A 26,948-nucleotide genomic window follows, 5' to 3' on the forward strand; every position below is an offset into this window, starting at 1 on the left:
TTAGCACAGAATGGACAGCCTTGACAGATGGTTGCTTCTATTTGGACAACATCAGTGTGTTCGTTTCGGTCAGGGTTTGCAGGCTGTTTGCCTTCACCTGATCTCGTGAGATCGTGTACAGCGTATCGCCGATGTAGACGATCCGCTCTACGTTTTTTGCGCTGTCGTACCAATCCTGGCCGGCTTTTTTCATATCGTCGGAATTCAGATGGGTAATGGTCCCGCGCAAGACAAATCCATCCTGCTCATTCAGCCTGTAAACATAGGCTCCTTGAAAAGAGAAGCTTCCGTAAGCGCGAATATCTTTTTCCGCCTTTTGCTCCGCTGTCAGCTCGTGAACCGACACAGGGAAGGCCAAAAGCTGTTTCTCCTTGGAGAACAGCAGCGCTTTGTGATCATACAGCAGCTCGGAATCCGTTCCGCGATCCCCGATGACTGTCTGGAATTTCTCCACCGGCTTGCTCACATCCGTGACATCGAATAAAGCCAGCTTCATTCCTTGGTAAAAAGCGGTCTCTTTGTCGGCCACGGCGTCTTTGCCAAATCCGATGATATGGTTTTCATCATACGGGTGCAGGTAGTCGCTGTAGCCGGGAATTTTCAGAGCGCCCAAAATTTTGGGTGAATCCGGCTGTTTGACATCGATTACAAACAGCGGGTCCACTTGTTTAAAGGTAACCATATAGGCTCTGTCCCCCATAAACCGCACAGAATAGATTCTTTCGCCAGGGGCGATTCCTTCCAGCTTTCCTATTGCTTGCAATTGTGAGTCGAGCACATACAGGTTGTTTTTGGAGGTATTCTCGTCTGTTCGCCACATGTCTCCCGTGGTTGTCGCGATACGCAGATAGCCGTTGTGCTCATCTAGGGAAAACTGATTCAGCATGCGGCCCGGAACAGTCCCTTTTCCCGTATAGGCAAGATTTCCGTTTTTCATGGAAAAGCGGTAGAGAGACGTTTCGCTCTTCATGATTGGAACGGGGCCGCCGGCGATCAGCGATTTCTTTGCTTTGCCCACTGACTCCACCTCTTGCTGAGTGACTGCCACGTACAGGTTATTCGGTGAAGCGTAGACATTTTCGCCTGAGCCCAGATACGTATGGATGGAAGCGGCTTGCTTGGGGTTATCGAGATTGGCTCCCGCGACGATCAGGTAGCCAGGCTGAATCGCTTCAGGAAAGTAGCGAATCGCCGAGTAGCCGATCGTCTTGTAATCATCCCCTTGTGCTGTATCCCGGTAACGCGGTCCGGGGACTTCCTGAGACTGGCTGGAGAGCGCATACCAATCAATCCCCTTGTTGGTCACCAGATAGAAGCTGGAGCCGATCTTCCGGGAGGACACGTAGTAGCCGTCTGCTTCCAGTGCTCTGGTCAAACGGGGAGAGTGCTTATCCGAGATGTCGTAGATGAGCGCCTGCACCATTGTATTCGAGTGGCCGGGCATGAACCGTTTTTCATTGGTTATGATATGGTCGCGCACGGCTTTCGGACGCGATTGTCCGATCACAATCAGCCGCTTTTCATCGATGTACATGTCCTGCGGGGAGAATTCATCGCCGGAAAAGCTCAATCTGCTGACGAGCTCCATGCTTGTTGCGGGTTTTGCCCGAATGATCCGCACTTCTTCGGGGGTCGCCTGATACAAATACGTCCCGTCCGTTTTGACAATATCCGCTTCATCGACTCCCTGTACCTGAACGTTGGTAGGGGAGTAGGAAGAGGAATCCGGGGTTGGAGCCGCTGCCGTTTTTGCCTTGAGCACCGGTGCTCCCTCCATCGCCGGTACGGCTTCCATCGCTTCTTTCACGGCTACCCCATACTGGATGCCATGGCCTTTTTCATAGTCTTTCAACAGCTTCTTTAGCTTCTCGTAGGAACCGACGACCGGAAGAGGCTGGTCGGACTCCTTTGGCAGTACTGATTGATCGGCAGCAGGAGCGACTTCTTTTGCAGAAGCGACAGCCACTTTCGCTGAAGCCGCCGCTTCCTTTTCCCCCAGGCTCTCGAAACTCATCCAAACAGGTACAGCAGCTATGGCGATTACGCCTGCCAACATTCCACTCATCCATTTTTTCATTTGAATACGCCCCTTATCATTCGTTCCGGCAAACCGGCAGAACCAGTTTTTTCTATCCTTTAGACGGAAGGTGGGGGGAAATGTTTCACACCCCGGGAAGCACATTCTACGGACGAAAGCGAAGCAGTGTGATATAATGAGAGGCGGTTTAGGATATCGATACTACAGATGGTTAAAAAGGAGCGACAAAGATGGATACATTGAAGCAAAGCATCCTGGAGCTGATTACCGAAACCTCGACGAACCTGCCTCCGGACGTGCGCCGCGCCATCAACGACGCGAAAGCAAAAGAAGACATGGGCACACGCGCTGCTCTGTCATTGTCAACCATTGCAAAAAATATCAAGATGGCGGAAGACAACGTTTCCCCCATTTGCCAGGATACTGGAATGCCGACCTTTGAAATCAAGACCCCGGTCGGCGTAAATCAGCTCGTTATCAAAAAAGCGATTTATGAAGCCGTCGTGGAAGCGACGAAAACCGGAAAACTGCGCCCCAATTCTGTAGATTCGCTCACTGGTGCGAACAGCGGGGACAACCTGGGACCGGGAACGCCCGTCATTCACTTTGAACAGTGGGAAGAAGACGAAATCGAAATCAAGCTGATCCTCAAGGGCGGCGGGTGTGAAAACAAGAATATCCAGTACTCCCTCCCCTGTGAGCTCGAAGGCCTCGGAAAAGCAGGCCGCGATCTTGACGGCATTCGCAAGTGCATCCTGCACTCGGTTTACCAGGCGCAAGGACAAGGCTGCAGTGCCGGCTTCATCGGAGTGGGCATCGGTGGCGACCGGACGTCCGGCTATGCGCTGGCCAAGCACCAGCTGTTCCGTCGCGTCGACGATGTGAATGAAATTCCCGAGCTGGCCGAGCTGGAGAAATACATCATGGAAAAAGCCAACGAGCTCGGTATCGGTACGATGGGCTTCGGAGGCGTTTCCACGCTGCTCGGCTGCAAAATCGGCGTTGAAAACAGATTGCCAGCCAGCTTTTTCGTATCTGTAGCCTACAACTGCTGGGCGTTCCGCCGTCAAGGTGTCCGCCTCAATGCAGAAACGGGCGAAATCATTCGTTACCTGTACAAGGATGAGCCGGTTGCCATGAACCTCGATGCGGAAACCGACCAGCCAAAGGCAGAGCGTCGTGAGGTTGTGCTTCAGGCACCAATCACCGAGGAGCAAATTCGCAGCCTGAAGGTAGGGGATGTCGTCATCATCAACGGTATCATGCATACCGGACGCGATGCCCTGCACAAATACCTGATGGATCACGATTGCCCGGTTGACCTGAATGGCGGCGTCATTTACCACTGCGGTCCTGTTATGCTGAAAGACGAGCAAGGCGAGTGGCACGTAAAAGCAGCCGGACCGACAACATCTATCCGCGAGGAGCCTTACCAGGGCGATATCCTCAAGAAATTTGGCATTCGGGCTGTCATCGGAAAAGGCGGCATGGGCGCAAAAACGCTGAAGGCGCTGGGAGAGCACGGTGCTGTATACCTCAACGCGATCGGGGGAGCAGCTCAGTATTATGCAGACTGTATTGAAAAGGTTGAAGGTGTCGACTTTATGGAATTCGGAATTCCAGAAGCGATGTGGCACCTTCGCGTGAAAGGCTTTGCTGCCATCGTTACGATGGACTCCCATGGAAACAGCCTGCATGCAGATGTAGAAAAGAGCTCGATGGAAAAACTGGCACAGTTCGCGGAGCCTGTTTTTAAATAAAAAGAATACGAGTATGGGACAAAAAGTCACCAGCAGTGGAAACGCTGCCGGTGACTTTTTTGCTGGATTAGGAACCGTGTAGAAAGGAAGTGACAGCGTACACAGACGGAACTGGTGCTTTTTGAAATGTATGCCCGGTTCAAATCTGTGTAAATTCCATATTCTGTATCAGTACCTATGATCAGCAGAAAGGAACATTTACCGAATGAGGTGGAAATATGCAGGGCGCATGAAGAGAGAAACGAGAAAAAAAGTCTGGAAAGTTCGCGATAAACGAGGAAACATCGGTTTTTTTAAGTATCCATACAAAAGGACTAAAAAAAGCAGGAAGCATCGCCAAATGATCGTGAACGAATACCTTGCGAATTCCCTTGCAAAAAGCCTGGGATTTCCGGTAGCAAACTTTAAACCGGCCATGGTGTCAGGCCCCGACAGAAGGAAGGTGAGGGGCTATATTTCAAGGCGTGTGAACGCAAAAGAAGTCATCACGTGGGAGGGGCAAAAAAAGAGGTGAAATACTGTCCGGAGTGGTTTGTGAACGATATCAAGCGTTTGGCTCAAGTGATCGTGTTTGACGCATGGATATTGAACAAGGACCGCACGAGTGTCAATCTCGTACTCTATCGGGACAGTACGAAGGAAAAGTACAACTGGTATTTAATCGACCATGGGAGCGCACTGCTTGGCTCGCCTACCAATTCTCCATTTGCTCGTGTGAAGGGATTCAAGCACCCTCAGTTGAAAAAAAGCATGAGAATTCCCACTGGCATGAAGAAGGTTGTTTTAAGCAACAGGTCGGCTGTAGACGAAATGGTAAATAGAATTCAAGGGCTGCCTGAATCGGAGATTACTCGTGCCATCGACACTGTTCCCAAACAGCTCGCGTTGACGAAACGAAAAAAGGAATTTCTGCGAAGATTATTGCAATATCGTCAAAAATGCATAGATTTGATCATGCTGGATATTCTCGATCAAATCAAGCAGAACAAACCTGGTTTGCTGTAACCCTGTGGCTCTCTGAATGTTTTAATGCGTAAGAGCCTGTCACGGCGAATGGCGTAGGTGTTTGACCAATCTTGGGAAAATGGGTGATCGCTTATTTCACAGGCAGGCGGGCGGGCATAGGTTAATAACGAATCAAATACAAAAAGGAGTGGTTTACGTGAACTACGTAGTCCAACCCGGGGATACATTAAATGCGATTGCCGCCCGCTTCGGGGTTCCCGTACAGGAACTGATTCGAGTGAACAACATCCCCGCCCCGTACTACATCTATATCGGTCAAACGATCTGGGTGCCCGTTCGACAGCCAGGTCCGCCTCAACCGCCGCGCGACGATGTAGATCGCCGTATCCGCCGTCTCAATGAGCGCATGGACCGTGCCGAGCGCAATATTCGTGAACTGGATCGGCGCGTCGATCGTCTCGAAACACGGGTAACTCGTCTGGAGGCACGGCCGCGTCCACGCACGTAATCTTTTTCAAGCCCGCCCGGGGTTAGCCTCGGGCCCTCTCTTTTCTTTCCGGTTGCCCGATGGCACCCCTGGCAAAATCGACAATTATGCTTGAACTCCTGTGGAGTGAAGGCTACGATTAAGAGAATAAAGTCAGGGGGGAAACAGATGAAGTGGAATGTTGCCTTGCTGCAGATGGATATTGCTTTTGGACAGCCGGAAAAAAATGTAGAGGCGATTCGGAATTTTGTCAATCAACTCCAATCGTCAGACGAAAGACCGGATGTGGTCCTCTTGCCGGAGTTGTGGGATACAGGCTATGATTTGAAGCGGCTGGATGAAATCGCCGATAAAAACGGCGAGCGAGCCAAGCAATTGCTGAGCGATGCGGCAGAAAAGCTGCAGGCCCATGTAATCGGCGGTTCCGTCGCGGAAAACAGGGGTGGTCGGATGTACAATACAACGTTTGTGTTTGATCGCAGCGGGAAACTTGCAGGCAGCTATTCAAAGGCGCATTTGTTTCGACTGATGGAAGAGGAAAAGTTTCTTGCCGCCGGAGATCGCCCAGGCGTTTACATATTGGATGGTCAGCCAGTCAGTTCCGTCATTTGCTATGACATTCGCTTTCCGGAGTGGGTGCGGGTGCATGCTTTGCAAGGAGCACGGGCTCTGTTTGTTTGTGCCCAATGGCCCCATCCCCGGCTTCATCACTGGCGCCAGCTTTTGATTTCACGCGCGATTGAGAATCAGATGTACGTCATCGCCTGCAACCGCGTCGGGGAGGGCAACGGAAATACATTTTGCGGGCATTCCATGGTGATTAACCCCTGGGGGGAAATTATCGCCGAAGGCATGCAGCAGGAAGAGATCATCAGGGCGGAGATTGACCTCTCCCTCGTAGATGAAGTGAGAAGCCGAATTCCTGTAATTGCTGATCGCCGTCCGGACCTGTATCGCCTCTAGAATTTCTCAAAAAATGGGCGGATGGACCGGCGTTTCCCTCTCTCCGTTGACGCCCGTATCGCATACGGTGGTAGGAGAGGAACAGAGGAGGTGCGGTCATGTTTCGGCTGAATGGAAAAAACGTTCGTCACCATTTTGACGGTGTATACGGAAAAGTGGTGCAGGTACGGGAGCTGATCGAGGTCCTGGACCAAATGTTTGATTCGTTTCACAAAGTAAACAACATCAGCCGCTCCATGCTTGGGCCGAGAAAATCAAGCGTCAAGCAGTTAGATCGGCTTCGCTGAAACGAATAAAAGGATGATGAAAAACAGCAGAACCGCATCTGCATACGATGCGGTTCTTTCTTTTTGGTCAGGTTATTTGCGGGGAAGCTGCTCCATCGCCATTCGAACCAATTCCTTTACCATGCCCCCGCCCAACTGACCGCCGATACGCCCTGCATCATGAGCGGACAACTGGCCGTTGTATCCGTTTTGCAAAGGGACATTCAGCTCCTGGGCAACCTCAAATTTCGCCTGCTCGGGTTGATTGACACCGGCCACCCTGGCCTTCAACTGGTCCAGTCCTGCCTGTGCTTGCGGTACGAGAGGACGTCTTCTACGCCTGCTCATGCAAATCACCTCACAGGTAGTTTGCCCATTAAATCAGCGCTTTTCTCTCTTTAAAGTTTTCATTTGCATAGTAGGTGTTGGCAACCAGCAGGTTGGGGCCGGCACAAGAGGCAGCCGGACAGTAGCAGTTGATGTTTTGGTTCAGCGGGTGCTCCTGCCAGCGGCTGAACATGGTATCCAAACGGTCGGTCTGGATGTTGCCCAAAGGAGCGACATCTCCGAAATCAGTGACGATGACGTCTCCGGTAAAGACGTTTACGTTTAGTCTGTTTCGGCCGTCCGGATCGTTGCGTACCGTTACGTTTTTGGCCTCCCGCAGCTTCAGGATCAGCTCTCTGTCCGCCTCCAATGGACTGCAGGCAAAGAACGGCAAGGTGCCAAAGAGCATCCACAAATTCTCATTGCGGATTTCCAGCATGTGTGCAACAGCTTGACGAAGCTCATCCAAAGTCAAAACATCCAGTTCACGTGCGAAATCACTGGCGTACATGGGATGCACTTCGTGACGGAGGCAGCCCATTTCCTGAATCTGCTTGTGAAGGATATCCAATTTCTGGTATGTCCGGGGGTTTAGCATTGTTTCGGCAGAGACAAAAACGCCGGCGTCGGCAAGCTTCTGCGCATTGGACCACATCGTGGCAAACTGCTGTTCAGCCTGTTTGGAAGAAACCATCTGCCTGCTTTTTGCGTAAACAATGGTACGGAACTCTTCGGGCGTCGCCCAGTTCCAGGACATGTGCATCACATCTATGTAAGGCAATATCATTTCATACCTGGAAAATGGCATCGACAGATTGGAGTTGATCTGGGTGCGAAGGCCTCTGTCCGTCGCGTAGCGAAGCAGCGGGAGAATGATTTCCTTGACGGTGCGCTCGCTGTACATTGGTTCTCCGCCTGTTATACTGATAGTAGCGAGGTCCTGCGCTTCATCCAGACGATTCAGGATGGTCTGGATCGGCAGGGCAGGATCGTCTTTGAAACGAAGGGTGTCACCAACTGCACAATGCTCGCAGCGGAGGTTGCACAGGTTGGTAACCGTAAACTCGACACTTGTCAGCTTGTAGGCAGGCGGCGTCGCATGAAAAAGCGGCTCCCACGGGTCGTGCTGAGGTGTAAGCGGTGTAGTTGGTACCATACGGATCATGGATTGACCCCTCCTTCATTCTGCGTACATTCCTCTAATTATACTGATGATGGAACGGAAGGAGAATAGATAAAACATGATTATGGGGATTTCTTTTGCTCGCGGTGTCCTGTTTCATGATCGGAACGTCCTGGCTTGTGCGGAAGTCAAAAACGGTGTGATTGAAGTATGGGCCGAGAAAATCAGCCTGCGTACGATCGGCAAGCTGTGGGTGCGGATCTTTTTCTCTTTCCCTTGGTACTACCAACTGTTGCATCTGGGTCTTGTCTTGTATGTGCTCGCGGCGCTGGTCTACCCGGAAGCAGCTGTAGTCGATCCGTGGTGGGCAGCCATTTATGTGGCCGGTTTCCACTTCGTGTTTCCACGTGAATTGAAAAAATTTCACGGTGCCGAGCATAAAGTCTTCAGCTACAGAGGAGAGAAGCGGCTGGAGTCGTGGGAGGAAATCGCCCGGGCGGACATCGTGAACGCCGGGTGCTCAACGAACCTCGTCGTCTGTTTTTTTGCCGGATTTCTTCTGGCCATTCCGTTCGTTCCGCTCGCTTTTGGCGTAGCTGCCGGATGTGCGGGAATTTTTATCGGGATGGTAGGGGATAAGCTGCTGCGAAAATATTGCGGCTTCCTGTACCGCATTTCGGCTTTCTTCCAGCGGTACTTGACCACCAAAGAACCAAACCGCCTCCATCTGGAGACAGCCATCCGCTCCTATCGCCAATTTGAGTACATTCGCAGCAAGGAATTGCAAGCAACCGAGGCAGCATAAGAAAAAACCGCTCTCCATCATCATCTGGAGAGCGGTTGTTCTTCCAATTTGCGGTAAATCTTGCCCTTGTCCACGTAAGACTGGCGGATGCGCCGAAGCTCCTTGAAGTCGTCTTCCGTGAGCTCGCGCTTGATTTTGGCGGGCGAGCCGATGACGAGAGTGCGAGGAGGGACCTTCATACCCGGTGGGACGAGCGCTCCCGCTCCAACCATTGCTTCCTCGCCGATCTCCGCTCCATCCATCACGATAGAGCCCATGCCGATCAAGGCGCCGCGGCGAATCACGCAACTGTGCAGAACGACATTGTGTCCGATCGTCACTTCGTCTTCCACGATCAACGGGTTTCCCGGACTTTGATGCAGCGTGCTGTTGTCCTGCACGCTTACCCTGCGCCCGATGACGGTGGGAGCAATATCTCCGCGGATGACGGTATTGTACCAGATCGACGTATCCTCTCCAATCGTAACATCGCCGGAGATGACGACGCCTTTTGCAAGAAAGACAGACTCATGAATGCGGGGGACGTGATTCTCAAAAGGTAACAGCAGCATCGAAATCTCTCCTGTCTTGGGGTATGGCTTGCAAATGACATCCCATATTGTACTACAACGCTGCTGCATTAACAATTTCCAGTGCTTCCAGCGGCTTTCGGTTGACCGGGAAACACAGATATGGTACATTATTTATTGCTGATTCATGCGAGTGGGCAAGGAATGCGGGTAGTCGCTGCCGCGGCCTTTATGGTCGGCGGTAGAGGAAAGTCCAGGCTCGCCCAGACTGAGATGTCTGGAGTGTTCGTACCTGGTGCAAACCAGGGCAGCGAGGCATTTGCTTCGCTGACGGCGTGGAAAGGGTTCTCTTCCAGAGACCCGAGTACGCTGAAAGTGCCACAGAAACGTAGCTTCCCTGGCGACAGGGGAGATGGAACGCGGTAAACCCTGCGAGCGAGAAACCCAAATTTGGTAGGGGAACCGTCCCGAAGGAACTGAACGGAGGGACGGATGGCATCTCGGATGCCATAGATAGATGACTACCGCTCTTGGTGCGAGGAGCAGATCCGTTTGCAGCACGGGAGAGACAGAACCTGGCTTACAGCATTCCTTGCTTATCACGAAACAACGAAAACCGTCTGAGTTCATTCAGACGGTTTTTTTGGCATTTGCGCTAATTTACGAAGAAATGGTGATGTTGTACTCTCTCATCCACAGGTCAATCGATGCCAGGTAGGCAAACATCTGCGGGCTGCCCATCAGTTGGCCGAAATAGGGTTTTCCCGAGGCCTGAGCTTCTGACATCGCGAAGGCTTTGACCCGGGTTTGGTCAATGACTTGATGCAATGGCGAGGAGCTGTCCTCCAGCACGTTCAAGAGCCAGGAGCGCGTTGCTTTCGTATAGGCCGGGTTATGTGTTTTCGGGTATGGACTTTTTTTGCGGTACAGCACTTCTTCCGGAACGATTCCTTCCAGTGCCTTTCTGAGAATCCCTTTTTCGCGATTACCCCAGTTTTTTAGCTCCCAAGGAATATTCCAGACGTATTGCATCAGTCGATGGTCGCAAAACGGAACCCTCGCCTCCAGGCTTGCCTTCATGCTCATTCTGTCTTTCCGATCCAGCAGGGTATTCATAAACCAGGTGAGATTCAGATAAAACAGTTCCCGTCTTCTAGCCGCAAGCGGGTTTTCGCCAGGCAAGCGGGGCACCTCGTCGAGCGTCTCCTCGTAGCGTTGGGCTACATATTCCTCGGGCCTGATCCAGTCTCTCATCTCGGCGGAAAGCCAGCCGGCACGCTCCCGGGTAGCTTGCGCCCAGGGAAAGGTATTCGCGCCAAGCAGCTCTTCCCGATGGAACCACGGATAGCCCCCAAACATCTCGTCGGCGCATTCTCCCGACAAGACGACAGTTGTCTCTTTCTTGATTTCCCGGCAGAACAGATAGAGAGAGGAGTCGACATCGGCCATCCCCGGAAGATCACGGGCGAAAAGTGCGGTATGCAGGGCGCTGACCAATTCAGGGGTATCGAATTCGAGGGTGTGGTGAACGGTGCCGAACCGTTCGGAGATCAAGCGGACGAAAGGAGCGTCATCGGTCGGCTGGAAGTCGCTTTGCTGGAAATGAGAAGCGTTGTTCACATAATCGATGGAGTAGGTATGGAGAGCGCCTCGGCCTTCCTCCTGAAACACAGCTGCAGCGACCGCCGTGATTGCGCTGGAATCAAGACCGCCGGACAGCAGTGTGGCGATCGGGACATCCGAGACAAGCTGCCGTTTGATCGAGTCGGCCAAAAGCTGGCGCACGGTGGCAGCCGTCTGTTCGACATCATCCTCGTGAGGCTGGCTCTTCAGGCTCCAGTAGCGCCTGATCGAAACGCCTTCGCGAGAAATGGTCAAATGGCAGCCAGGCCGCAGCTCATGGACGTCATGAAAGACGCCATGCCCAGGGGTGCGCGAGGGTCCGAGCACAAAAATTTCTGCCAGCCCTTCCCGCGACAAGACGGGTTTTACCAAAGGATTAGCCAATAAAGCTTTCAACTCCGATGCGAATAAAAAAGCGGTTCCCCTTTTCGCGTAAAAGAGCGGTTTTACCCCGAGACGGTCACGCGCCAAAAACATCTGTTGCCTCTGCTCATCCCAAACAGCGAAGGCGAATATGCCATTGAGCTTGTGCACGCAGTCTGCTTCCCATTCGATATAAGCGGCGAGCAGAACCTCTGTATCCGAGTGGGAGCGAAACGAATGGCCGCGGGCAATCAGCTCCCGTCGAATATCTTCCGTGTTGTACAGCTCCCCATTGTAAACGAGCGTATACGCCCGCCCATTTTGCTGTCGTGACATAGGCTGACGCCCACCGGCAGGGTCGACGACGACCAGACGGCGATGACCGAAGGCCGCATGCTTGGAGTCTGCCCACCAATATCCTTCTTCATCCGGTCCCCGATCCGTTAAAGTCCGCGTCATTGCTTGCAAAACAGCGTGTTCTTGGGTAAGATCCTTCTCCCAATCGATCCAGCCGGTAATTCCGCACATTCGTCTTCACCCTTCCTGCTGTAGAAAATTTAGGCAAAAGCTATCATATGCAAATCACCTGTTTCGTTTGTCTGTCCCAGAAGGGAAAGCAGAGGAAAAAGCGGAATTGTTAGAATATGCCTATTTATGACTTTTTTCGGAGGTAGGGGCCTTGGAGCATTTGACGCTGCTGTTGATCGAGAGGATGGGCATCCTGCTTACCATCGCCTTTATCCTGACGAGAATTCCGCTGTTTCGCCAATTACTCGACCGCGAGCTGCAATTGTGGACGTCGGTGGCGTACTCTTTGTTATTCGGGCTGTTTGGCATTGCAGGCACGTATGCGGGAGTGGTCGTCCACGAGGAGACGTACAACCCGGCTTTCTGGATCTTTCCGCTTCAGTCAAGTGAAGTGATCGCAAACTCAACGCTTGTCGGTGTCGTGATTGGCGGCCTTCTCGGAGGGCCGTTCGTGGGACTGGGGGCCGGACTGATCGCGGGCTGCCATTTGTTCAGCTTGGGTGGCCTTGGCGCCTGGGCGTTTGGCTTGTCCAGCCCGATTACGGGCCTTCTGGCCGGATATGTTGCCCGCTTTTTCTCGCAAGAGCGCGTAATTTCTCCGTCCAAAGCGCTGTTCATCGGAATGTTTGCCCCGATCATACAGATGTCGCTTTTGCTCATATTGGCTCAGCCTCCCGAGCTCGTCCGCACGGTTGTGAATATTATCGGCATCCCCATGGTGCTTACCAATAGCATTTCCATCGCCATTTTCACGACGATGATCCGCGTCGCTCTCCGCGAAGAAGAACGCTCTGCCGCGATGGAGGCGGAGAGGGCATTCACGATTGCCGAGCGCATCCTGCCCCATCTGAAGATGGGCTTGACTCCCCAGACGGCCCAATCCGTAGCCTATATCCTGCTCAGAGAGGCGAAGGCCAGCGCAGTCGCCGTGACAGACAGAGAGCAGCTGCTAGCCCACGTAGGCGCCGGTTCGGACCACCATGTAGCCGGGGAGCCGATACGCAGTGAGCTGGCCCGCCGCGTCATCTACACCGGAGGGATACAGACGAGTCTTTCCCGCGAGCATCTTCCGTGCGAGCGAAACAATTGTCCGCTGCAGGCAGCCATTGTCGTCCCGATCCGAGAAGGAGAGAGCGTCGTCGGGCTGATCAAGCTGTATTTCAAGCGGCCGCAGCAGATCGGCAAAATTCAGGGGGCGCTGGCTAAAGGTCTGGGAAACCTGTTGTCCAACCAATTGACGCTGACCCTCGCAGAGAAGATGAAGGGGTTAATGAAGGACGCAGAGCTGCGAATGCTTCAGGCTCAAATTCATCCCCATTTCCTGTTTAATACATTAAACTCGATCGTTACGCTGATTCGGATCAACCCCGATCTCGCCCGCCACATGACGATTCAGCTGGGGGTTTTCATGCGGCTCAACCTGAAAATGACCTCGACGCCGCTCGTATCCGTCGGGCAGGAGCTGCAGCACCTGAATGCGTATCTGGAAATTATCAGCATACGCTTTGCAGAGCAATTTACGGTTTCGCGCGAGGTAGAGCCGGGTGTGGAGCAGGCGTTGATTCCGTTCGGCACCTTGCAGCCGTTGGTGGAGAACAGCATCCAGCACGGCCTTAGCGGAAAGCCGAGCGGCGGACGTATCGCCATTGCGGTCAGAGAGGAGAGTGACTGCATCTCCGTCGTGGTCGAGGACAATGGTGCAGGCGTTCCGGAGCCGCTTCTGGACAAGCTGGGAAATACGCCGCTTGAGAGCAAAGACGGCAACGGCATCGGCGTATACAATGTCAACCAGCGTTTAATCAGCCTTCTCGGTCCGGAATCGAAGCTCCATTTTTCCAACCTGCCGGAAGGAGGCTGCCGCATCCAGTTTGCAATTCCACATAGACGAGGAGAAGATGCCTGATGCAGATCCGAATCATGATCGCAGAGGATGAAAGGCTGGCGAGGGAGGAGCTGGTCTATTTGCTGGAGCAGGAGGCCGATGTGGAGGTACTGCCCTGTGCGACAAATGGCCGCGAGCTTCTGCAGTTGGTAGAGGAATACGAACCGGACGTGGTGTTTCTCGACATCAAAATGCCGGAGCTGGAGGGGGACCAGGCCGCGCGCATGTTGGCCGCCCGCAAGAAACGGCCTCTGCTCGTATTTTCCACTGCACATGAAGACTACGCTGTCGAAGCGTTCAAGCTGAATGCGGTCGATTACCTGTTAAAGCCGACAGAACCGCAGCGGCTGAAAGAAACACTGCAACGGTTGAGGAAACGGCTTTCGGAAACGGCTCCGCCATCTGCTTTGCCGAATCCCTCGAAGGTAGCGAAGATGATCATCGAGGACAACAACCGTTTGGTGGTGATCGATCCCAGCACCGTGATGTACGCTGTCCGGGATGAGCGAGTCGTTCAAATCTGGACGGAGTCGGAAGTGTATACGACGCGCATGACATTGCAGCAGTTGGAGGAAAAGCTCCAGGCTTACCCGTTCTTTCGGACGCATAAAAGCTACCTGGTAAACCTGCAGTATGTAAGCGAGCTTCAGCCGTGGTTCAACGGCGCGTACAATCTGATCCTGAAAGGGCCCAATCCGGTTCGGCTTCCCGTCTCCCGGACCGCAGCAAAAGATCTGCTGAAACGCCTGGAAGGGTAGAGCTTGACTTTGATCCCGTATTTTTTGCTTTTGACGCGCTACTTTTTGCATGTCGCGCGCAAATGTAAACAATATTGGGAATTTTTTTGTAAAATAAGGAAGCGCTTTCAATGGCGCGGTTACACATTCTTGACAAGGGGAGATTCCACAATGGGAAATACAAGCTCGACAGCGAAGGCCATGTCTGAGAAGCAGACGTCTGTCCAGTACTCGTCTATCATCCGGTCGGCGACGTTTCAGGAGCTGCTTAGACGAAAAAAAGCATTCATCGTACCCTACTCCATTTTCTTTTTCTTGTTCTACTTTACTCTTCCCATCATGACCTCCTACTTTCAAGTGTTGAACAAACCCGCCTTCGGGGCGATTACCTGGGCCTGGGTATTTGCCTTCTGCCAATTTATCATGACCTGGGGACTGTGCATCATCTATTCCAGGAAATCGCGGCAGTTTGATGAGCTGGTAGAGAAGATCAAGCAAGAGACGGGAGGCAAAAGCGCATGAATGTAATGGCATTTTTACTCTTTTTGGCAATTGTTGTGTTAACGCTTGTTATTACGTATTACGCCTCCAAACGGACCAATAGCACTAGCGAGTTTTACACGGCGGGAGGAGGACTGACCGGTTGGCAGAACGGCCTTGCCATCGCCGGCGATTACATGTCCGCGGCCTCTTTCCTCGGGATCGCCGGAATGATTGCTCTCTCCGGCTTTGACGGCTTCTTTTACAGTATCGGCTTTCTCGTCGCTTATCTCGTCGTGCTGTACATCGTAGCCGAGCCGCTGCGCAATCTCGGAAAGTACACGATGGCGGACATGATTGCGGCCCGGTTTGAAAACAAGCAGGTCCGCGGAGTAGCGGCTCTGAACTCCATCGCGATCTCCATTTTTTACATGATCGCCCAGTTGGTAGGGGCCGGCGCCCTGATCAAATTGCTGCTCGGTCTCGACTACACGACCTCTGTTCTGATCGTAGGCGTTCTGATGACGGTTTACGTCGTGTTTGGCGGCATGACGGCAACCTCCTGGGTGCAGATCGTCAAGGCGGTTCTGCTGATGGCCGGTACCTTCATTATTTCCGTAATGGTGTTTGCCAAGTTTGACTTCAGCGTGACGCAGATGTTCGAGCAAATGAAAACGGCAACGCCGCTGGGCGAAAAGTTCCTGAATCCGGGGAACAAGTTCAAGGACGGCCTCGATACGATTTCGCTCAATCTGGCGCTCGTTCTCGGTACTGCCGGACTGCCGCACATTTTGATGAGGTTCTTTACGGTAAAGGACGCCCCGACGGCGCGGAAATCTGTTGTGTACGCCACCTGGATTATCGGCTTGTTCTACGTCATGACGATTTTCCTCGGATTCGGCGCAGCCGCATTTGTCGGGGCGGACAAGATGGATCCTGCCGGAAACATGGGAGCGCCGTTGCTGGCCCAATTCCTAGGGGGCAATTTCCTCTTTGCGTTTGTGTCTGCCGTCGCCTTCGCTACCATTCTGGCGGTAGTGGCTGGTCTCGTACTCACGGCTGCATCAGCGTTTGCCCATGATTTTTACGGCCATGTCATTCGCCAGGGGAAGGCTACGGAAAGAGAGCAGATGGTCATGGCCAAATGGGCCTCTGTCGGCGTTTCGGTCATCTCGATCCTGCTTGCCCTGTTCGCGCAGAAGCTGAATGTCGCTTTCCTCGTTGCTCTTGCCTTTGCGGTAGCCGCCAGCGCAAATTTGCCGGTTATTATCTACACGATCTTCTGGCGTCGATTCAATACGACCGGGGCTGTTGTCGGTATGCTGGTAGGCTTGTTCAGCTCGCTGATCCTCGTTTTCCTCAGCCCGAACATCTGGAATCCGGAGGCGGGCAAGGCCATCCTGGTCGGAGAAGCTCTGTTCCCTCTCTCGAATCCGGGGATCGTCTCGATTCCGCTCGGTTTCCTTGCAGCCTGGCTGGGTACCTACTTCTCGAAGACCAAAGACGATGCGAAATACGATGAAATTGTTGTCAAAGCGAATACCGGGATGAAGGAATCCGCGTAGTCTCTGTACAATTGTAAAAGCAACGGAAAGGTGTCGGGGGAGGCTCCGGCATCTTTCCTATGAAACGGGGGAGCGGCGATATGTCATCGGTCATCTTTTTTTGCAGCGTCATTATCGGCACGCTGTTCATCACGTATTCAGCGGCGAGCCGAACATTCAATACGAGAGAGTTCTACGCTGCGGGAAACCGGATGACCGGGCTTCAGAACGGGGTGGCCATCGCCGGAGATTACATGAGTGCCGCTTCGTTTTTAGGAATCGCCGGGACGATAGCAATGTACGGTTTTGACGGCTTTCTTTATGCGATCGGCTTCTTTGTGTCGTATTTGGTCATGCTGTTTTTGATCGCGGAACCGCTGCACAATCTGGGCAAATATACGCTGGCGGATGCGATTTCCGTCCGGTTTGAGAGCAAATGGCTGAGGGGTGCGATTGCCGCCGTCACGCTTTTGATCACAGTCTTTTACATGATTGCGCAATTGGTCGGCGCGGGGGCGCTGATCCACTACCTGCTCGGCATTGATTACGCTGCTGCGGTGATGGTCGTGGGAACGCTGATGACCATCTACGTCGTGTTTGGCGGGATGGAGGCTACCTCGTGGGTGCAAATCATCAAAGCGATTCTGCTGTTGACGGGGACGCTGATCATCTGCCTGATCGTCCTGTCGCGCTTTCACTGGAGTCTGGCGGAGCTGTTTGTATATGTCGGCGAAGCGACACCGATGAAAGAGCGCTTTTTGCACCCGGGAAACAAATTCAACCAGCCGCTGGACATCCTTTCGCTCAATCTGGCTCTCATATTGGGGACAGCCGGACTGCCGCATATCATCGTCAGGCTGTTTACCGTAAAAGATGCCCCCACGACGAGACAATCCATCATTACGGCCACATGGGTGATGGGCGCGTTTTACCTGATGACGATTTTGCTCGGTTTTGGAGCGTCTGCTTTTATCGGATGGGAATATATCCAGGACGCCGGATTCGGAGGAAATCTGACGGTGACGATGCTTGCGGAAGCGCTTGGCGGAGAATTTTTGATGGCCTACATATCGGCCGTGGCTTTTGCGACGATTCTCGCGGTGGTCACAGGTCTTGTGCTGTCGGCCTCATCGGCGTTTGCCCACGATTTGTACAGCCATATCATTCGCAATGGGATGGCTTCGGAACGGGAACAGGTATGGGTCGCCAAATTATCCTCGGTGGGAGTAGGAGTGATTTCCATCTGGCTTGCGATTGGCGCGCAAAAAATGAATGTTGCGATTCTCGTGGCGCTGACTTTTGCTGTGGCGGCATCGGCCAACTTTCCCCTGATCTTCTTTACCATCTACTGGCGCCGTTTCACCCTACAGGGAGCGTTGACCGGGATTGTCACAGGGGCACTGTCCGCCCTCATCCTCGTTTGTCTCGGGCCGTCGGTCATGGACCCCGAAAGCGGCATGATTCTCGCCGAACCGCTGTTTCCTCTCGCCAATCCCGGCGTGGTTTCGATCCCTCTCGGATTTTTCGGAGCCATCGTCGGTTCGCTTGCAAGCAGACCGGCTCCCGGCGCGTCCGATCACTACGATGCGGTATTGTTTCAGGCACACACCGGCACGCGGCAGGGACTGCGTCACAGCGTGGCAGCGAAAAGCGAATAATCTGCTGCAATCCGGCCCACCCTATAGGTCAGGGGGGAAGCGATATGAGTACGGACAAAGAGACTCGGACATCTGCCGAGGTGGATGTCTACGAGCAGGCCCGGATTTCCTTGGTAGGATTGATCCAGGAGCTGTGCGAGGCGCTGGATGAGACCGATGCGGAGGCATACAAGCGAAAAGGCTATGAGATGATCGGCCAGTATTACAAGACGCCCGTACATACTGGTGAATTGACTCTCACCTGTGCCGCTGTTCTCGAAGATATTTTGCACAAGCTGGAAATGACCCAGCAGGGCGACCAGGTAACGATGGTCAGAGGCCCTTACAGTATTATGAAGATGGATGATCATGAAAAGAGTTAAAAGACCCGTCTGGCGGGTCTTTTTTGCTTGCTGCATGAAAGTTTTCTTGTCTACCGGATGGTTATTTCATGGTAAGATAGGTGGGAATAGCAGCAGGGGAGCAGGCAGGAGGAAGACCCCATGAAATATGTCAACATCGATCAGGTAGAACCGGGCGATGTCCTGGGCAGAAGCATTTATACGAGCGACGGTCTGACCTTGTTGCAGGCCAACGTACAGCTAACCGTTGGAATGATCAATAAATTGCGCCGTTTTGGCGTTACGATGGTAAGCCTCAAGGACCCAAACCTGCAGGACGTGAACACGGAAGAGGTTTTAAGCGAATCGACGAGAAAAGACGCCATCCGCAATTTGTCCGCGGCGATCCAGTGCATTCAGGCAGGAAAAGGAATCGATGTGCGCGGAGTCCAAAAATCCGTCAACAATATCGTGGATGAGACCTTGCGAAACCGGCGAGTTTTGTTAAACCTGGGTGAAATTCGCACGAATGACAATGCCCTGTACATACACTCCCTGAATGTTTGCATGATGGCTGTCGTCATGGGGGTTGGACTTGGATATTCCGTCAACCAGCTAAAGGAGCTGGCGATCGGCTCTTTGCTCCATGACATCGGGAAGGTCGTCAAAGAGGAGGGAGACGCTTCGCCCTACAAGCAAAACAGTATCGAGAATCACCATACGTGGACGGGATTTAACCTGCTGCGCAAAAAGCACGAGATGAGCATCGTTTCTGCTCATATCGCCCTTCAGCACCATGAGTGGGTAGATGGCAGCGGCATACCCAGAGGTCTGATGAGCCACGAAATCCATGAGTTCGGGAAAATCGTCGCGATCTGCAACGCATACGACAATTTCATCTCTCCTTTTTCTGAAGAAGAGGAGACGCTCCCGCCTTATGAAGCTTGCGAGCGCATCATGGGACTGGCGGAAAAAAGGTTTGACCACCAGATGGTCATTCAGTTTTTGCGGACAATAGCCATGTATCCGACAGGTACATCCCTGAAGCTGAGCACAGGCGAGGTAGGGATCGTGATTGATCAAAACAGGGGATTGCCCTCGCGACCAGTGGTTCGAATCATTCGCAAGGACAGAGTTGCCAATGAGCGAGTGGGAGACGACCATGAGATTCGGGATGTCGACTTGAGCGAAGAGACGACGATATTTATTACCGGCATATTGGAATAAGGCGAACAGACAGAAATCAGGGAAAAGTTTGCCTGATATAGGGGAGTTTCCCTACATACACCATCCTTTGTTTTTCCTAGAATGAAGTCAGAAAAGGGCGGACACGATTGCCCGATGACGAGGAAAAGGATGGTGCACAATGTCGATTCTGGTGCCGGTAGATGCTACTCCACAGTCTTTGCAAGCTGTAAAGTTTGCATTGGCTTTTACGAACGGGAATAACGAACTCTCTCTCTTGCATGTCATTCCTCCGTTTTCATCCAGATTTGCTGTCAATCAGTTGGGAAACAAGACTGTGCAAGAATTTCAGTTGGATGAAGCAAAAGAGGACCTGAAAGAAATCGTGGAGCTGGTCGAGCAGGCAAAGGTTCCGTACAAACTGAATATTCAGTTTGGAGAACCGCACGAGGCAATTGTGGAAGCAGCTCGCGAAGGCCATACGGCTGTCGTCATGGGGACACACGGATATGGCCGGATGACCGGTTATTTGATGCAAAGCGTCAGCTATCCAACAATCCACGATGTGGAGATTCCCGTATTTTTAGTGCCCGAGGCGGCGAAGATCAACGACAAGTGGAAAACGGTACTGATCGCAGTCGACGGCTCCGACCACGCCATGAAGGCAGCGCAGCAAGCCATCCGGATGGGCAAAGAGGATGGCACCCGGTTTGTTCTTCTGACCGCGGTGATTCCTCCGGTCGCTTACGCAGGCGTTTACGGGATTGGCTGGGAGGATACAGCAACACTGGAATCGTGGGGGAAACAGACGATCCGTCCATACGAGGAGCTGTTTGAGCAAGCACAGGTCCCTTACGAGAGCAAAGTGTTGATCGGAGACCCGGCTACGCTGATCAAGGAAGTTGCCCAAGAGACAGAAGCAGATGTAATCGTCCTCGGCCACCACGGCATGAGCGGCATTGCCGGAACGCTGATGGGCAGTGTCACCTTCAAGGTGATTTACCGGACGAAAACGCCTCTATTGGTCGTGAAATAAAGGAAATACAGGGTAATCCTACCAAAGGGAAGGCTGTACGGATTGAAGACTACCCATCGAGCAGCGGCTAATGAAACCTGTTTGCTCGATGGGAGCATTTCATATCCCGGACAGTCTGTTTTTATTGTTGGCGTTACAACTGCTCGGTTTCAAGAGACTGCTGGTGTTTCGGTTTCGAGAGCGGATGTTGTTGTTCTTGGTTTGATTGTGATTGTGGCGGTTCTGCCTCCATAATTTTGTTGACCCCGAGGGAGCCAAGCAGCAGGAAGAAGCCTGACAGGCAGAAGACCGTGATCAGAGAGGTCAACTCCATGAGCGGGCCGGCCACAAACGAACTGATCATTACCAGTGCCACAAAGAGCGGCGTCATGGTGCCATTCACACGCCCCACGTACTCTTCCGCTACCAAATGAATCATCTTCATGCTGAGTACAATTTGCAAAAATGCCAGCAGCACTCCGGAAAGCAGGCGCATCGTCCCAGTCAGCGGAGCAGAGGTGGAAAGTGCCTCAACGACAACCGAGACGGCAAAAAAGACAATGGCGCCGTGAATGACCAGCTTTCCGTTTAACTGCCTGTGCAGGGCGGAGGCGAGGATGCCTCCGAGCAGCATGCCGACACCCTCCAGAGCCGTAAACCACTGGATGGATTCTTTCGGAAGCTGCAGGCGGTCTGTCACGAGAAAGACCTCCAGCGGATTGATCAGACCCGAGCCGAGTCCAAGCATGGCAAACAGCCACACAATCCCCCTAAGATGCGAGTGGTGCCTGACGTAGCGAATGCCGTCCTTGATCTCAGCCAGAAGCGAGGTTTTTTCATGAGAGTCACTAACGGAAGAAGCGCGCTTTGACGAGGGCAAACCCAAGAGCATGAACGCGGACAAGAGAAACAAGAGGGCCATCGCAAACAAGGAGACATAGACGCCGGAAGCCTCATAGACAAACGTCCCCACGATCGGGCCAAAAAGGATAAACAGCGACCCCATGCTTTGGGAAACAGAGATGGCGGAACCTACCTGTTCTTCCGGAACGTGTATCTTAAAGACTTTGGCGGAAGCGGGCTGTGAGAATTGGGAAACGACAGCGGAGACAAAGGTAGCGAAAAAAACAGCGGACCAATAGCCTTTCCAAAGCAGTACGGCAATCACGCAGACGGAGAGCGAGCTGAGGAGATTGGCGGAAATCATGGTCCGCTTCGGGTCCCAGCGGTCTGCCAGTGCCCCGCCGATCACGGAGAACAACAAAATGGGAACATACTCGATAGCAGTCAGCAGCGAGACGGCGGTCGGGTTGTTGCCGCTGATTTCCATGACGAAGAAGAGCAGCGCCATGTTTCGGATCCAGACGCCGATGTTTTCCAGCAAATCGGTAGAAAAGACGATGAGAAAGACGCGATTGCGCCAAAGCTCCTTCATTCAGGTTCCTCCTAACTTTTGCAAACCGAACGGTCGGTCTAATGATAGCGTAAAAAAAGGGGCTATTTTTTCCCCGTCCCCTTTATGAACACATCAATAGACTTTCGCATGTACGTATGAAGCTGGTCCGGGTGGTCGTAGTATGCTGCGCTGCATACCCCGCTGAGAAAGCCGTCCAGAAGATAGGCCAGGGCCGCCGGTTCGTCTGCTTCAAACTCGCCTGCCTCAATGCCCTTTTCAAAAATGGGGATGTAGACTTGATGGGCTGTTTTTGTCAGATTGATGACCTGCTCCAGAATTTCGGGTTCAGCCAGCTTGCTGCCGCTGAACTCCTCGGCAGCCTTTTTCAACGGGTGATTTAAAAAATCATCTACGAAAAAGTCAGCCAATGCATACAGCTTCTCCGTCGCTGTGGGGTAGGGAGCGGAGTACCTTGCCCATTTCTCTTCCCATTCCTGCTGATTCTTTTCCAGCAGATAGAGAAACAATTGCTCCTTGTTTTTGAAATGGTAGTAGAGACTTCCTTTGCTTGCGTCTGCTGCAAGGCAAATGTCCTCGATGGAAGTTGCGGCATACCCCTTTTGGGCGAATAGTTCTGTTGCTTTTTCGGCGATATGTTGCTTTGTCTTTTCGCCTTCGAGACGGCGGCGTGTCATGGCGGATACTCCTTTTTCTAGACTGAACGTTCGGTATAGATTAAAGGTAAAACAACTTCGCGGATTTGGCAAGGGAAATACATCTTTTTCGTTTCCATGCGAAGTCAAAGTCAACATTTCCCGCTGCACTCACTATTTGATGTCGTAAGCCATGCAGATGACCAGTCCCAGCTTTTCGGTCATCCGTTCTTCATAGACGCGGAATCCGCATTTTTCATAAAACGGGACTACCCCTCGGTTTTTATCCAACACGCCCAGATGAAGGGACGTGTAGCCGTTTTCTTTATACCATGCAATCAAGGTGTCCAGAAAATGCTGAGCGTATCCTTTTCCCTGGTGGTCCTTGTGCAGCATGATGAGCCCGAGCCATGGATTGCCATCGCGAGGATTTCGCAGGATGAATTGGGCAATGCCGACGAGATCGCGGGTGGAGCGGGAACGGAGCAAGATGCTGTAGGAGTCTTCCATCGCCAGATTCTCGGCGTGGTCCGATTCCACTGTTTGGACAGTGACTTCCCGCTTGCCGTACGCATACTCCATGTAATCGGGGTTGGAATTGTAGACGGAGAGCAGCTCATCGAAATCGCTCTCCTCTACGGGAAAGTAAAGCAGGTGCTGGCTCGAAGCAGGAAATGGAGACGGCATCGGGTACCTCCTGAAACATTTTGATAGGATTTGAAGATGGATATTAATCGAAATAAAATGAAATGTCAATCTTGCAAATACTGCTCAAAATAAGGACCTCAGCCCAAGTCATTTCTTGCAGGGGAAAAGCAACGAAAATGATAGATGATCCAACAGGCAGGCGCATGACAAACCGGGTCCCGTAGAGGACAGCAGACTGAAAAAAACAAAGGTGGGGGAAACTGCAACTAATCAGCAGAGGGAAGGAGATGCAATATGTTTGTCGGTTGTCACGTCAGTATCAGAAACGGATACGCAGGAGCGGCAAAGGCAGCAATGGCGATCGGAGCGAACTGCTTTCAGTACTTCCCGAAGAATCCGAGGAGCATGGGCGTAAAAACCTTTGATGCCAAAGATGCAGCTTCGTGCAGGCGCTTTGCAAAGGAACACGGCATGCTATCCATCGGTCATACGTCGTATCCGACAAATCTTGCAGTGGAAGAGGAGGAGCTATACGAGCGGACTGTCGAACACCTCCGCAATGATCTGGAGATAGCGGAAGCATGCGGTTCACTCGGTGTAGTCGTTCACTTCGGGCACAGCAAGGGTGGCGACCCGCTCGAGGGATACAAGCGGATGATCCGGCTTTTGGATGAACTGCTCTGCGATTGGCGGGGAGAGGCGAAAATTTTGCTTGAAAACAATGCAGGGCAGGGAACCCGGATGGGGACGACCATCGAAGAGCTGGTGCAGGTGCGTTCTTTGCTCGCGGCACCTGACCGGGTGGGTTTTTGTCTGGACACCTGTCACGCTTTTGCCAGCGGGCTGTGGCGGGGACACGATTGGGACGAGGTTTGCGCTCACATGCGAAACGCGGGGTATTTTTCATCACTCGTCGCTGTTCATTTGAACGATTCCGTTTATCCGAGCGGCTCCTTCCGCGACAGACATGCTCCTATCGGCAAGGGTGAGATCGGGTTGGAGGCGTTCGCAGCATTCCTGCAAACTCCTGAGCTAGCGGACATCCCGTTCATTTTGGAAACCCCGGCACCGGCGGATGGAGGTCACCAGGAGGAAATTTCGCTGGTTCGCCGGCTGGCAGAGCAGAGAGATGGAGTCTTCGGTGTGGAAAAAGGAGCGACCCGTGTGGTAGAGTGAGGAATGAAGAGTTGTGTGTCGAACCAAGGAGGAACATACGTGAAAAGACGAGTGAAAGTAACGATCGAAGATTTTTCTTCCCTGCAGGAAAACCTGAACAATCCCGAAGAGCTCGCCCTCTACCAGGGAGCCAACGGACATACATACGATGCGGAAATTGAGCACGATGGCTATGCCATCATTGATGTGACCGAGGATGACTATATCGAGCTTGCCCCCGGCGAATATCAGATCATGATCGAAGAGTGGACCAAGGCAGGGAATATCGGAGACTGCACACTGGAAACCAAATCCGACCCGGCCGATGACAAGGCGATGCTGTACCGCCTCGTGGATGCGTCCGGAAATGAAAAGGAACAGCCGGTGTCGCTCTCCAAACAAGTCGTCGAGCTTCTGGGCAAGACTTGGTTTGGGAAAAATGCAAAGAAAGAAGAATAAAAAAGCAGCGCTGGCCGATCAAAGACATGTACTGTTAAAAGGGGCGGGTACGTTTACAAGTTCCGGACCAGCCCCGCGACAAGACTCCTGACAAGCCGGATGGAAGGCTAGCACCGGATGGAAGGCCGGCAATCGAAAAAAAACCGCCGACGCATTGCATGGGACTGATCCCATAATGCATCGGCGGTTTTGCTTGTTTTCTTACATTTCTTCCGGTGCTGCGAGTCCGAGAATGCGGAGCCCTTCCTTCAAGACCGTAACAACAGCCGCTACGAGCTGGAGACGCGCATTTTTCACAGCGTCCTCCTCGGCCAGGATGCGGACGTTTGCGTAGAACTTGTTGAAGGCCTGCGCGAGGTCGATCACGTACTTCCCGATTTGCGAAGGATCAAAGCCGTTGGCAGCGCGGTCTATCACTTCCGGGAATGCATTCAGAAGCGTAACGACTGCCCAGGCTTCCTTGCTGTCCAGCGCATCCTGAGGCAAGCTTACCGCTGCGGACGGTACATAGCCGCCTTTTCTCAGCAGGGAGCAAGCACGTGCGTGCGTGTATTGGACGTAAGGACCGGTTTCGCCTTCAAAGGTGAGCATCTCTTCCCAGGAGAAATTGATGTCATTGAGACGATAGTTTTTCAAGTCGTGGAAGATGACGGCCCCGACGCCAACCTGGCGGGCGACTTCTTCCTTGTTGGCGAGACCAGGATTCTTTTCCTCGATCACTTTCTTGACGTCTTCGATCGCCTGGGACAGCACTTCTTCCAGCAGGACGACCTTGCCCTTGCGCGTGGACATTTTCTTGCCGTCCTTCAGCATCATACCAAACGGAATGTGATGCATTTCCTTTGCCCACTCAAAGCCCATTTTCTCCAGTACCTTGTAGAGCTGTTGGAAGTGAAGGCGTTGCTCGTTTCCGACGACATAGAGCGCTTTGGCGAAGTCGTAGGTTTCATGGCGGTAGAGGGCAGCAGCAAGGTCACGCGTCGCGTACAGCGTGGCGCCGTCCGATTTTTTGATCAGGCTTGGCGGCATGTCGTATTCATCCAGCGTCACGACCATGGCGCCGTCCGATTCCGTCAGCAGGCCTTTTTCCTCCAGCATGGCGACGACGCGATCCATCTTGTCGTTGTAAAATGCTTCGCCGTGTGTCGAGTCAAAGGAAACGTTCATCAGATCGTAAATCTTCATGAACTCCTTCAGAGATTCATCGCGGAACCACTGCCACAGGTGGAGCGCTTCTGCGTCTCCGTCCTCCAGCTTTTTAAACCACTCGCGCCCTTGATCCTCCAAAGACGGATCGTTCTCCGCTTCTTCGTGGAAGCGCACATAGAGGCTGAGCAGTTCTTTGATCGGCTCCGCTTTTACTTTTGCCTCGTCGCCCCACAGGCGATACGCCACGATCAGCTTGCCGAACTGCGTGCCCCAGTCGCCCAGATGGTTGATGCGGACCGGCTGGTAACCGTGTTTTTCCATGATGTTGGCAATCGCGTTTCCGATCACGGTAGAGCGCAGATGCCCCATGGAAAACGGCTTGGCAATGTTGGGAGAAGAAAGATCGATCGGAACCTTCCGCCCTTTGCCGATGTCGCGGCTGCCGTAAGCGGCTCCTGCGGAGAGGATGGTGCCTACTACCTCTGCTGCGACACTTTGCTGATCGAGAAAAATATTGACGTACGGGCCAGCTGCCTGGACTTCGCGAACCGGCGTACCCGAGATAAGCGGGGCAAGCTCGGCTGCAATCACAGGAGGCGCTTTGCGAAGTGCCTTTGCCAGTTGAAAGCAAGGGAAGGCGATATCGCCCATGGCCGGATTCGGAGGCGTCTCCAGCATGTTGCGCACTTGCTCGGCCCCCAGCGTATCTACGCCTTGCTTGGAAAGGGCTGCAGAAATCATCTCAGCCACTTGATGCTTGTAACTCATAGCGATGCAAACTCCCTTCATCATGAAAAATAAAAAAACCTCTGCGTCTCTGATTGATCAAGAGACGAGAGGTATTCTCCCGCGGTGCCACTCTTTTTGCCATGCAGCCTTTACATTTCGGGCAGCACAGCCGCTTTGTTC

Annotated in this window: 26 protein-coding genes, 1 other RNA gene and 1 other annotated feature (1 of these 28 cut by a window edge); of the genes, 18 read left to right on the plus strand and 9 right to left on the minus strand. The window is 52.8% G+C overall.

The window, feature by feature from the left end; genetic code table 11:
* Positions 1–37 precede the first annotated feature (37 nt).
* Complete coding sequence (locus NST96_RS11005) at positions 38–2,077, minus strand: beta-propeller domain-containing protein (protein ID WP_342406315.1); 2,040 nt, start codon at positions 2,075–2,077, stop codon at positions 38–40.
* Between the two features lie 191 nt (positions 2,078–2,268).
* Between NST96_RS11005 and NST96_RS11010 the strand changes: the two genes are divergently transcribed.
* From NST96_RS11010 to NST96_RS11035, 6 genes are all read left to right on the plus strand, one after another.
* Positions 2,269–3,798: a fumarate hydratase gene (locus NST96_RS11010; RefSeq protein ID WP_003387420.1), complete on the plus strand. Its 1,530-nt coding sequence runs from the start codon at positions 2,269–2,271 to the stop codon at positions 3,796–3,798.
* 340 nt (positions 3,799–4,138) lie between these two features.
* Positions 4,139–4,312 (plus strand): hypothetical protein, encoded by a 174-nt coding sequence (locus NST96_RS11015; protein WP_342406318.1) that lies wholly within the window; start codon positions 4,139–4,141, stop codon positions 4,310–4,312.
* A gap of 20 nt (positions 4,313–4,332) precedes the next feature.
* The gene (locus NST96_RS11020) at positions 4,333–4,803 is read left to right on the plus strand and encodes a HipA family kinase (RefSeq protein WP_342406320.1); all 471 of its coding nucleotides are present in this window, start codon (positions 4,333–4,335) and stop codon (positions 4,801–4,803) included.
* Between the two features lie 157 nt (positions 4,804–4,960).
* Entirely contained in the window at positions 4,961–5,272 is a 312-nt protein-coding gene (locus NST96_RS11025; RefSeq protein ID WP_003387418.1) for a LysM domain-containing protein, read from the plus strand.
* 147 nt (positions 5,273–5,419) lie between these two features.
* Positions 5,420–6,214, plus strand: coding sequence for a carbon-nitrogen family hydrolase (locus NST96_RS11030; RefSeq protein WP_122957741.1), 795 nt, complete (start codon positions 5,420–5,422; stop codon positions 6,212–6,214).
* A gap of 98 nt (positions 6,215–6,312) precedes the next feature.
* Positions 6,313–6,501 carry a hypothetical protein gene (locus NST96_RS11035; RefSeq protein WP_003387416.1) on the plus strand — a complete coding sequence of 63 codons (189 nt, stop codon included), beginning with the start codon at positions 6,313–6,315 and terminating at the stop codon, positions 6,499–6,501.
* A gap of 72 nt (positions 6,502–6,573) precedes the next feature.
* On the opposite strand, the gene NST96_RS11040 is transcribed toward NST96_RS11035, so the two are convergent.
* On the minus strand, positions 6,574–6,828 hold the full coding sequence (locus NST96_RS11040) for an alpha/beta-type small acid-soluble spore protein (RefSeq protein ID WP_003387415.1): 255 nt from the start codon (positions 6,826–6,828) through the stop codon (positions 6,574–6,576).
* Between the two features lie 28 nt (positions 6,829–6,856).
* Entirely contained in the window at positions 6,857–7,972 is a 1,116-nt protein-coding gene (gene yfkAB, locus NST96_RS11045; RefSeq protein ID WP_039071079.1) for a radical SAM/CxCxxxxC motif protein YfkAB, read from the minus strand.
* 76 nt (positions 7,973–8,048) lie between these two features.
* Between yfkAB and NST96_RS11050 the strand changes: the two genes are divergently transcribed.
* A complete protein-coding gene (locus NST96_RS11050) occupies positions 8,049–8,735 on the plus strand; it encodes a DUF1385 domain-containing protein (protein ID WP_003387413.1) in 687 nt (228 codons plus the stop codon).
* Between the two features lie 20 nt (positions 8,736–8,755).
* Here NST96_RS11050 and NST96_RS11055 read toward each other — a convergent pair whose 3' ends face one another.
* The gene (locus tag NST96_RS11055) at positions 8,756–9,286 is read right to left on the minus strand and encodes a gamma carbonic anhydrase family protein (protein ID WP_003387412.1); all 531 of its coding nucleotides are present in this window, start codon (positions 9,284–9,286) and stop codon (positions 8,756–8,758) included.
* A 160-nt stretch (positions 9,287–9,446) separates the two neighbouring features.
* On the opposite strand from NST96_RS11055, the gene rnpB reads away from it, so the two are divergent.
* Positions 9,447–9,832: RNase P RNA component class B (gene rnpB, locus NST96_RS11060), an RNA gene on the plus strand.
* Between the two features lie 72 nt (positions 9,833–9,904).
* On the opposite strand, the gene asnB is transcribed toward rnpB, so the two are convergent.
* Positions 9,905–11,758: an asparagine synthase (glutamine-hydrolyzing) gene (gene asnB / locus NST96_RS11065; protein WP_003387410.1), complete on the minus strand. Its 1,854-nt coding sequence runs from the start codon at positions 11,756–11,758 to the stop codon at positions 9,905–9,907.
* A gap of 151 nt (positions 11,759–11,909) precedes the next feature.
* On the opposite strand from asnB, the gene NST96_RS11070 reads away from it, so the two are divergent.
* The 8 genes from NST96_RS11070 to NST96_RS11105 all read left to right on the plus strand — a co-directional run bounded on the left by NST96_RS11070 (position 11,910) and on the right by NST96_RS11105 (position 20,600).
* On the plus strand, positions 11,910–13,661 hold the full coding sequence (locus tag NST96_RS11070; RefSeq protein ID WP_003387409.1) for a LytS/YhcK type 5TM receptor domain-containing protein: 1,752 nt from the start codon (positions 11,910–11,912) through the stop codon (positions 13,659–13,661).
* Positions 13,661–14,398 (plus strand): LytTR family DNA-binding domain-containing protein, encoded by a 738-nt coding sequence (locus NST96_RS11075; protein WP_003387408.1) that lies wholly within the window; start codon positions 13,661–13,663, stop codon positions 14,396–14,398. The genes NST96_RS11070 and NST96_RS11075 overlap by 1 nt, the downstream gene beginning before the upstream one ends.
* Positions 14,399–14,548: 150 nt before the next feature.
* Positions 14,549–14,899, plus strand: a complete 351-nt coding sequence (locus NST96_RS11080; RefSeq protein ID WP_342406328.1) for a DUF485 domain-containing protein — start codon at positions 14,549–14,551, stop codon at positions 14,897–14,899.
* On the plus strand, positions 14,896–16,422 hold the full coding sequence (locus tag NST96_RS11085; RefSeq protein WP_024985150.1) for a cation acetate symporter: 1,527 nt from the start codon (positions 14,896–14,898) through the stop codon (positions 16,420–16,422). Before NST96_RS11080 ends, NST96_RS11085 begins: the two co-directional genes overlap by 4 nt.
* Positions 16,423–16,502: 80 nt before the next feature.
* The gene (locus tag NST96_RS11090) at positions 16,503–18,059 is read left to right on the plus strand and encodes a cation acetate symporter (protein WP_031931757.1); all 1,557 of its coding nucleotides are present in this window, start codon (positions 16,503–16,505) and stop codon (positions 18,057–18,059) included.
* Between the two features lie 44 nt (positions 18,060–18,103).
* Entirely contained in the window at positions 18,104–18,421 is a 318-nt protein-coding gene (locus NST96_RS11095) for a hypothetical protein (protein WP_003387403.1), read from the plus strand.
* Positions 18,422–18,541: 120 nt separating this feature from the next.
* Positions 18,542–19,606 carry an HD domain-containing phosphohydrolase gene (locus tag NST96_RS11100; protein WP_338461443.1) on the plus strand — a complete coding sequence of 355 codons (1,065 nt, stop codon included), beginning with the start codon at positions 18,542–18,544 and terminating at the stop codon, positions 19,604–19,606.
* A gap of 139 nt (positions 19,607–19,745) precedes the next feature.
* On the plus strand, positions 19,746–20,600 hold the full coding sequence (locus tag NST96_RS11105; RefSeq protein ID WP_031931759.1) for a universal stress protein: 855 nt from the start codon (positions 19,746–19,748) through the stop codon (positions 20,598–20,600).
* Between the two features lie 133 nt (positions 20,601–20,733).
* On the opposite strand, the gene NST96_RS11110 is transcribed toward NST96_RS11105, so the two are convergent.
* The 3 genes from NST96_RS11110 to NST96_RS11120 all read right to left on the minus strand — a co-directional run bounded on the left by NST96_RS11110 (position 20,734) and on the right by NST96_RS11120 (position 23,315).
* Entirely contained in the window at positions 20,734–22,014 is a 1,281-nt protein-coding gene (locus NST96_RS11110) for an MFS transporter (RefSeq protein WP_003387400.1), read from the minus strand.
* 62 nt (positions 22,015–22,076) lie between these two features.
* Entirely contained in the window at positions 22,077–22,670 is a 594-nt protein-coding gene (locus tag NST96_RS11115) for a TetR family transcriptional regulator C-terminal domain-containing protein (RefSeq protein ID WP_342406334.1), read from the minus strand.
* Positions 22,671–22,802: 132 nt separating this feature from the next.
* Positions 22,803–23,315, minus strand: coding sequence for a GNAT family N-acetyltransferase (locus NST96_RS11120; protein ID WP_003387396.1), 513 nt, complete (start codon positions 23,313–23,315; stop codon positions 22,803–22,805).
* A gap of 255 nt (positions 23,316–23,570) precedes the next feature.
* On the opposite strand from NST96_RS11120, the gene NST96_RS11125 reads away from it, so the two are divergent.
* Entirely contained in the window at positions 23,571–24,452 is an 882-nt protein-coding gene (locus tag NST96_RS11125; protein WP_003387395.1) for a deoxyribonuclease IV, read from the plus strand.
* 39 nt (positions 24,453–24,491) lie between these two features.
* The gene (locus NST96_RS11130) at positions 24,492–24,890 is read left to right on the plus strand and encodes a hypothetical protein (protein WP_003387394.1); all 399 of its coding nucleotides are present in this window, start codon (positions 24,492–24,494) and stop codon (positions 24,888–24,890) included.
* Between the two features lie 201 nt (positions 24,891–25,091).
* Here NST96_RS11130 and argS read toward each other — a convergent pair whose 3' ends face one another.
* Positions 25,092–26,807 (minus strand): arginine--tRNA ligase, encoded by a 1,716-nt coding sequence (gene argS, locus NST96_RS11135; protein WP_003387393.1) that lies wholly within the window; start codon positions 26,805–26,807, stop codon positions 25,092–25,094.
* Positions 26,808–26,864: 57 nt separating this feature from the next.
* Positions 26,865–26,948 (minus strand) — a binding site (T-box leader); it runs 165 nt beyond the window's last position.

Source organism: Brevibacillus sp. FSL K6-2834 (assembly GCF_038592925.1).
Classification (GTDB): Bacteria; Bacillota; Bacilli; order Brevibacillales; family Brevibacillaceae; genus Brevibacillus; species Brevibacillus borstelensis.

What these genes read in the sequence shown, in the direction of transcription:
- NST96_RS11110 (WP_003387400.1), bottom strand. Translation starts at nt 22,014, where the DNA reads ATGAAGGAGCTTTGGCGCAATCGCGTCTTTCTCATCGTCTTTTCTACC.
- NST96_RS11115 (WP_342406334.1), bottom strand. Translation starts at nt 22,670, where the DNA reads ATGACACGCCGCCGTCTCGAAGGCGAAAAGACAAAGCAACATATCGCC.
- NST96_RS11055 (WP_003387412.1), bottom strand. Translation starts at nt 9,286, where the DNA reads ATGCTGCTGTTACCTTTTGAGAATCACGTCCCCCGCATTCATGAGTCT.
- NST96_RS11085 (WP_024985150.1), top strand. Translation starts at nt 14,896, where the DNA reads ATGAATGTAATGGCATTTTTACTCTTTTTGGCAATTGTTGTGTTAACG.
- NST96_RS11040 (WP_003387415.1), bottom strand. Translation starts at nt 6,828, where the DNA reads ATGAGCAGGCGTAGAAGACGTCCTCTCGTACCGCAAGCACAGGCAGGA.
- NST96_RS11015 (WP_342406318.1), top strand. Translation starts at nt 4,139, where the DNA reads ATGATCGTGAACGAATACCTTGCGAATTCCCTTGCAAAAAGCCTGGGA.
- NST96_RS11105 (WP_031931759.1), top strand. Translation starts at nt 19,746, where the DNA reads ATGTCGATTCTGGTGCCGGTAGATGCTACTCCACAGTCTTTGCAAGCT.
- NST96_RS11050 (WP_003387413.1), top strand. Translation starts at nt 8,049, where the DNA reads ATGATTATGGGGATTTCTTTTGCTCGCGGTGTCCTGTTTCATGATCGG.
- NST96_RS11095 (WP_003387403.1), top strand. Translation starts at nt 18,104, where the DNA reads ATGAGTACGGACAAAGAGACTCGGACATCTGCCGAGGTGGATGTCTAC.
- NST96_RS11125 (WP_003387395.1), top strand. Translation starts at nt 23,571, where the DNA reads ATGTTTGTCGGTTGTCACGTCAGTATCAGAAACGGATACGCAGGAGCG.
- NST96_RS11120 (WP_003387396.1), bottom strand. Translation starts at nt 23,315, where the DNA reads ATGCCGTCTCCATTTCCTGCTTCGAGCCAGCACCTGCTTTACTTTCCC.
- NST96_RS11030 (WP_122957741.1), top strand. Translation starts at nt 5,420, where the DNA reads ATGAAGTGGAATGTTGCCTTGCTGCAGATGGATATTGCTTTTGGACAG.
- NST96_RS11100 (WP_338461443.1), top strand. Translation starts at nt 18,542, where the DNA reads ATGAAATATGTCAACATCGATCAGGTAGAACCGGGCGATGTCCTGGGC.
- NST96_RS11090 (WP_031931757.1), top strand. Translation starts at nt 16,503, where the DNA reads ATGTCATCGGTCATCTTTTTTTGCAGCGTCATTATCGGCACGCTGTTC.
- NST96_RS11010 (WP_003387420.1), top strand. Translation starts at nt 2,269, where the DNA reads ATGGATACATTGAAGCAAAGCATCCTGGAGCTGATTACCGAAACCTCG.
- NST96_RS11075 (WP_003387408.1), top strand. Translation starts at nt 13,661, where the DNA reads ATGCAGATCCGAATCATGATCGCAGAGGATGAAAGGCTGGCGAGGGAG.
- argS (WP_003387393.1), bottom strand. Translation starts at nt 26,807, where the DNA reads ATGAGTTACAAGCATCAAGTGGCTGAGATGATTTCTGCAGCCCTTTCC.
- yfkAB (WP_039071079.1), bottom strand. Translation starts at nt 7,972, where the DNA reads ATGATCCGTATGGTACCAACTACACCGCTTACACCTCAGCACGACCCG.
- NST96_RS11035 (WP_003387416.1), top strand. Translation starts at nt 6,313, where the DNA reads ATGTTTCGGCTGAATGGAAAAAACGTTCGTCACCATTTTGACGGTGTA.
- NST96_RS11080 (WP_342406328.1), top strand. Translation starts at nt 14,549, where the DNA reads ATGGGAAATACAAGCTCGACAGCGAAGGCCATGTCTGAGAAGCAGACG.
- NST96_RS11005 (WP_342406315.1), bottom strand. Translation starts at nt 2,077, where the DNA reads ATGAAAAAATGGATGAGTGGAATGTTGGCAGGCGTAATCGCCATAGCT.
- asnB (WP_003387410.1), bottom strand. Translation starts at nt 11,758, where the DNA reads ATGTGCGGAATTACCGGCTGGATCGATTGGGAGAAGGATCTTACCCAA.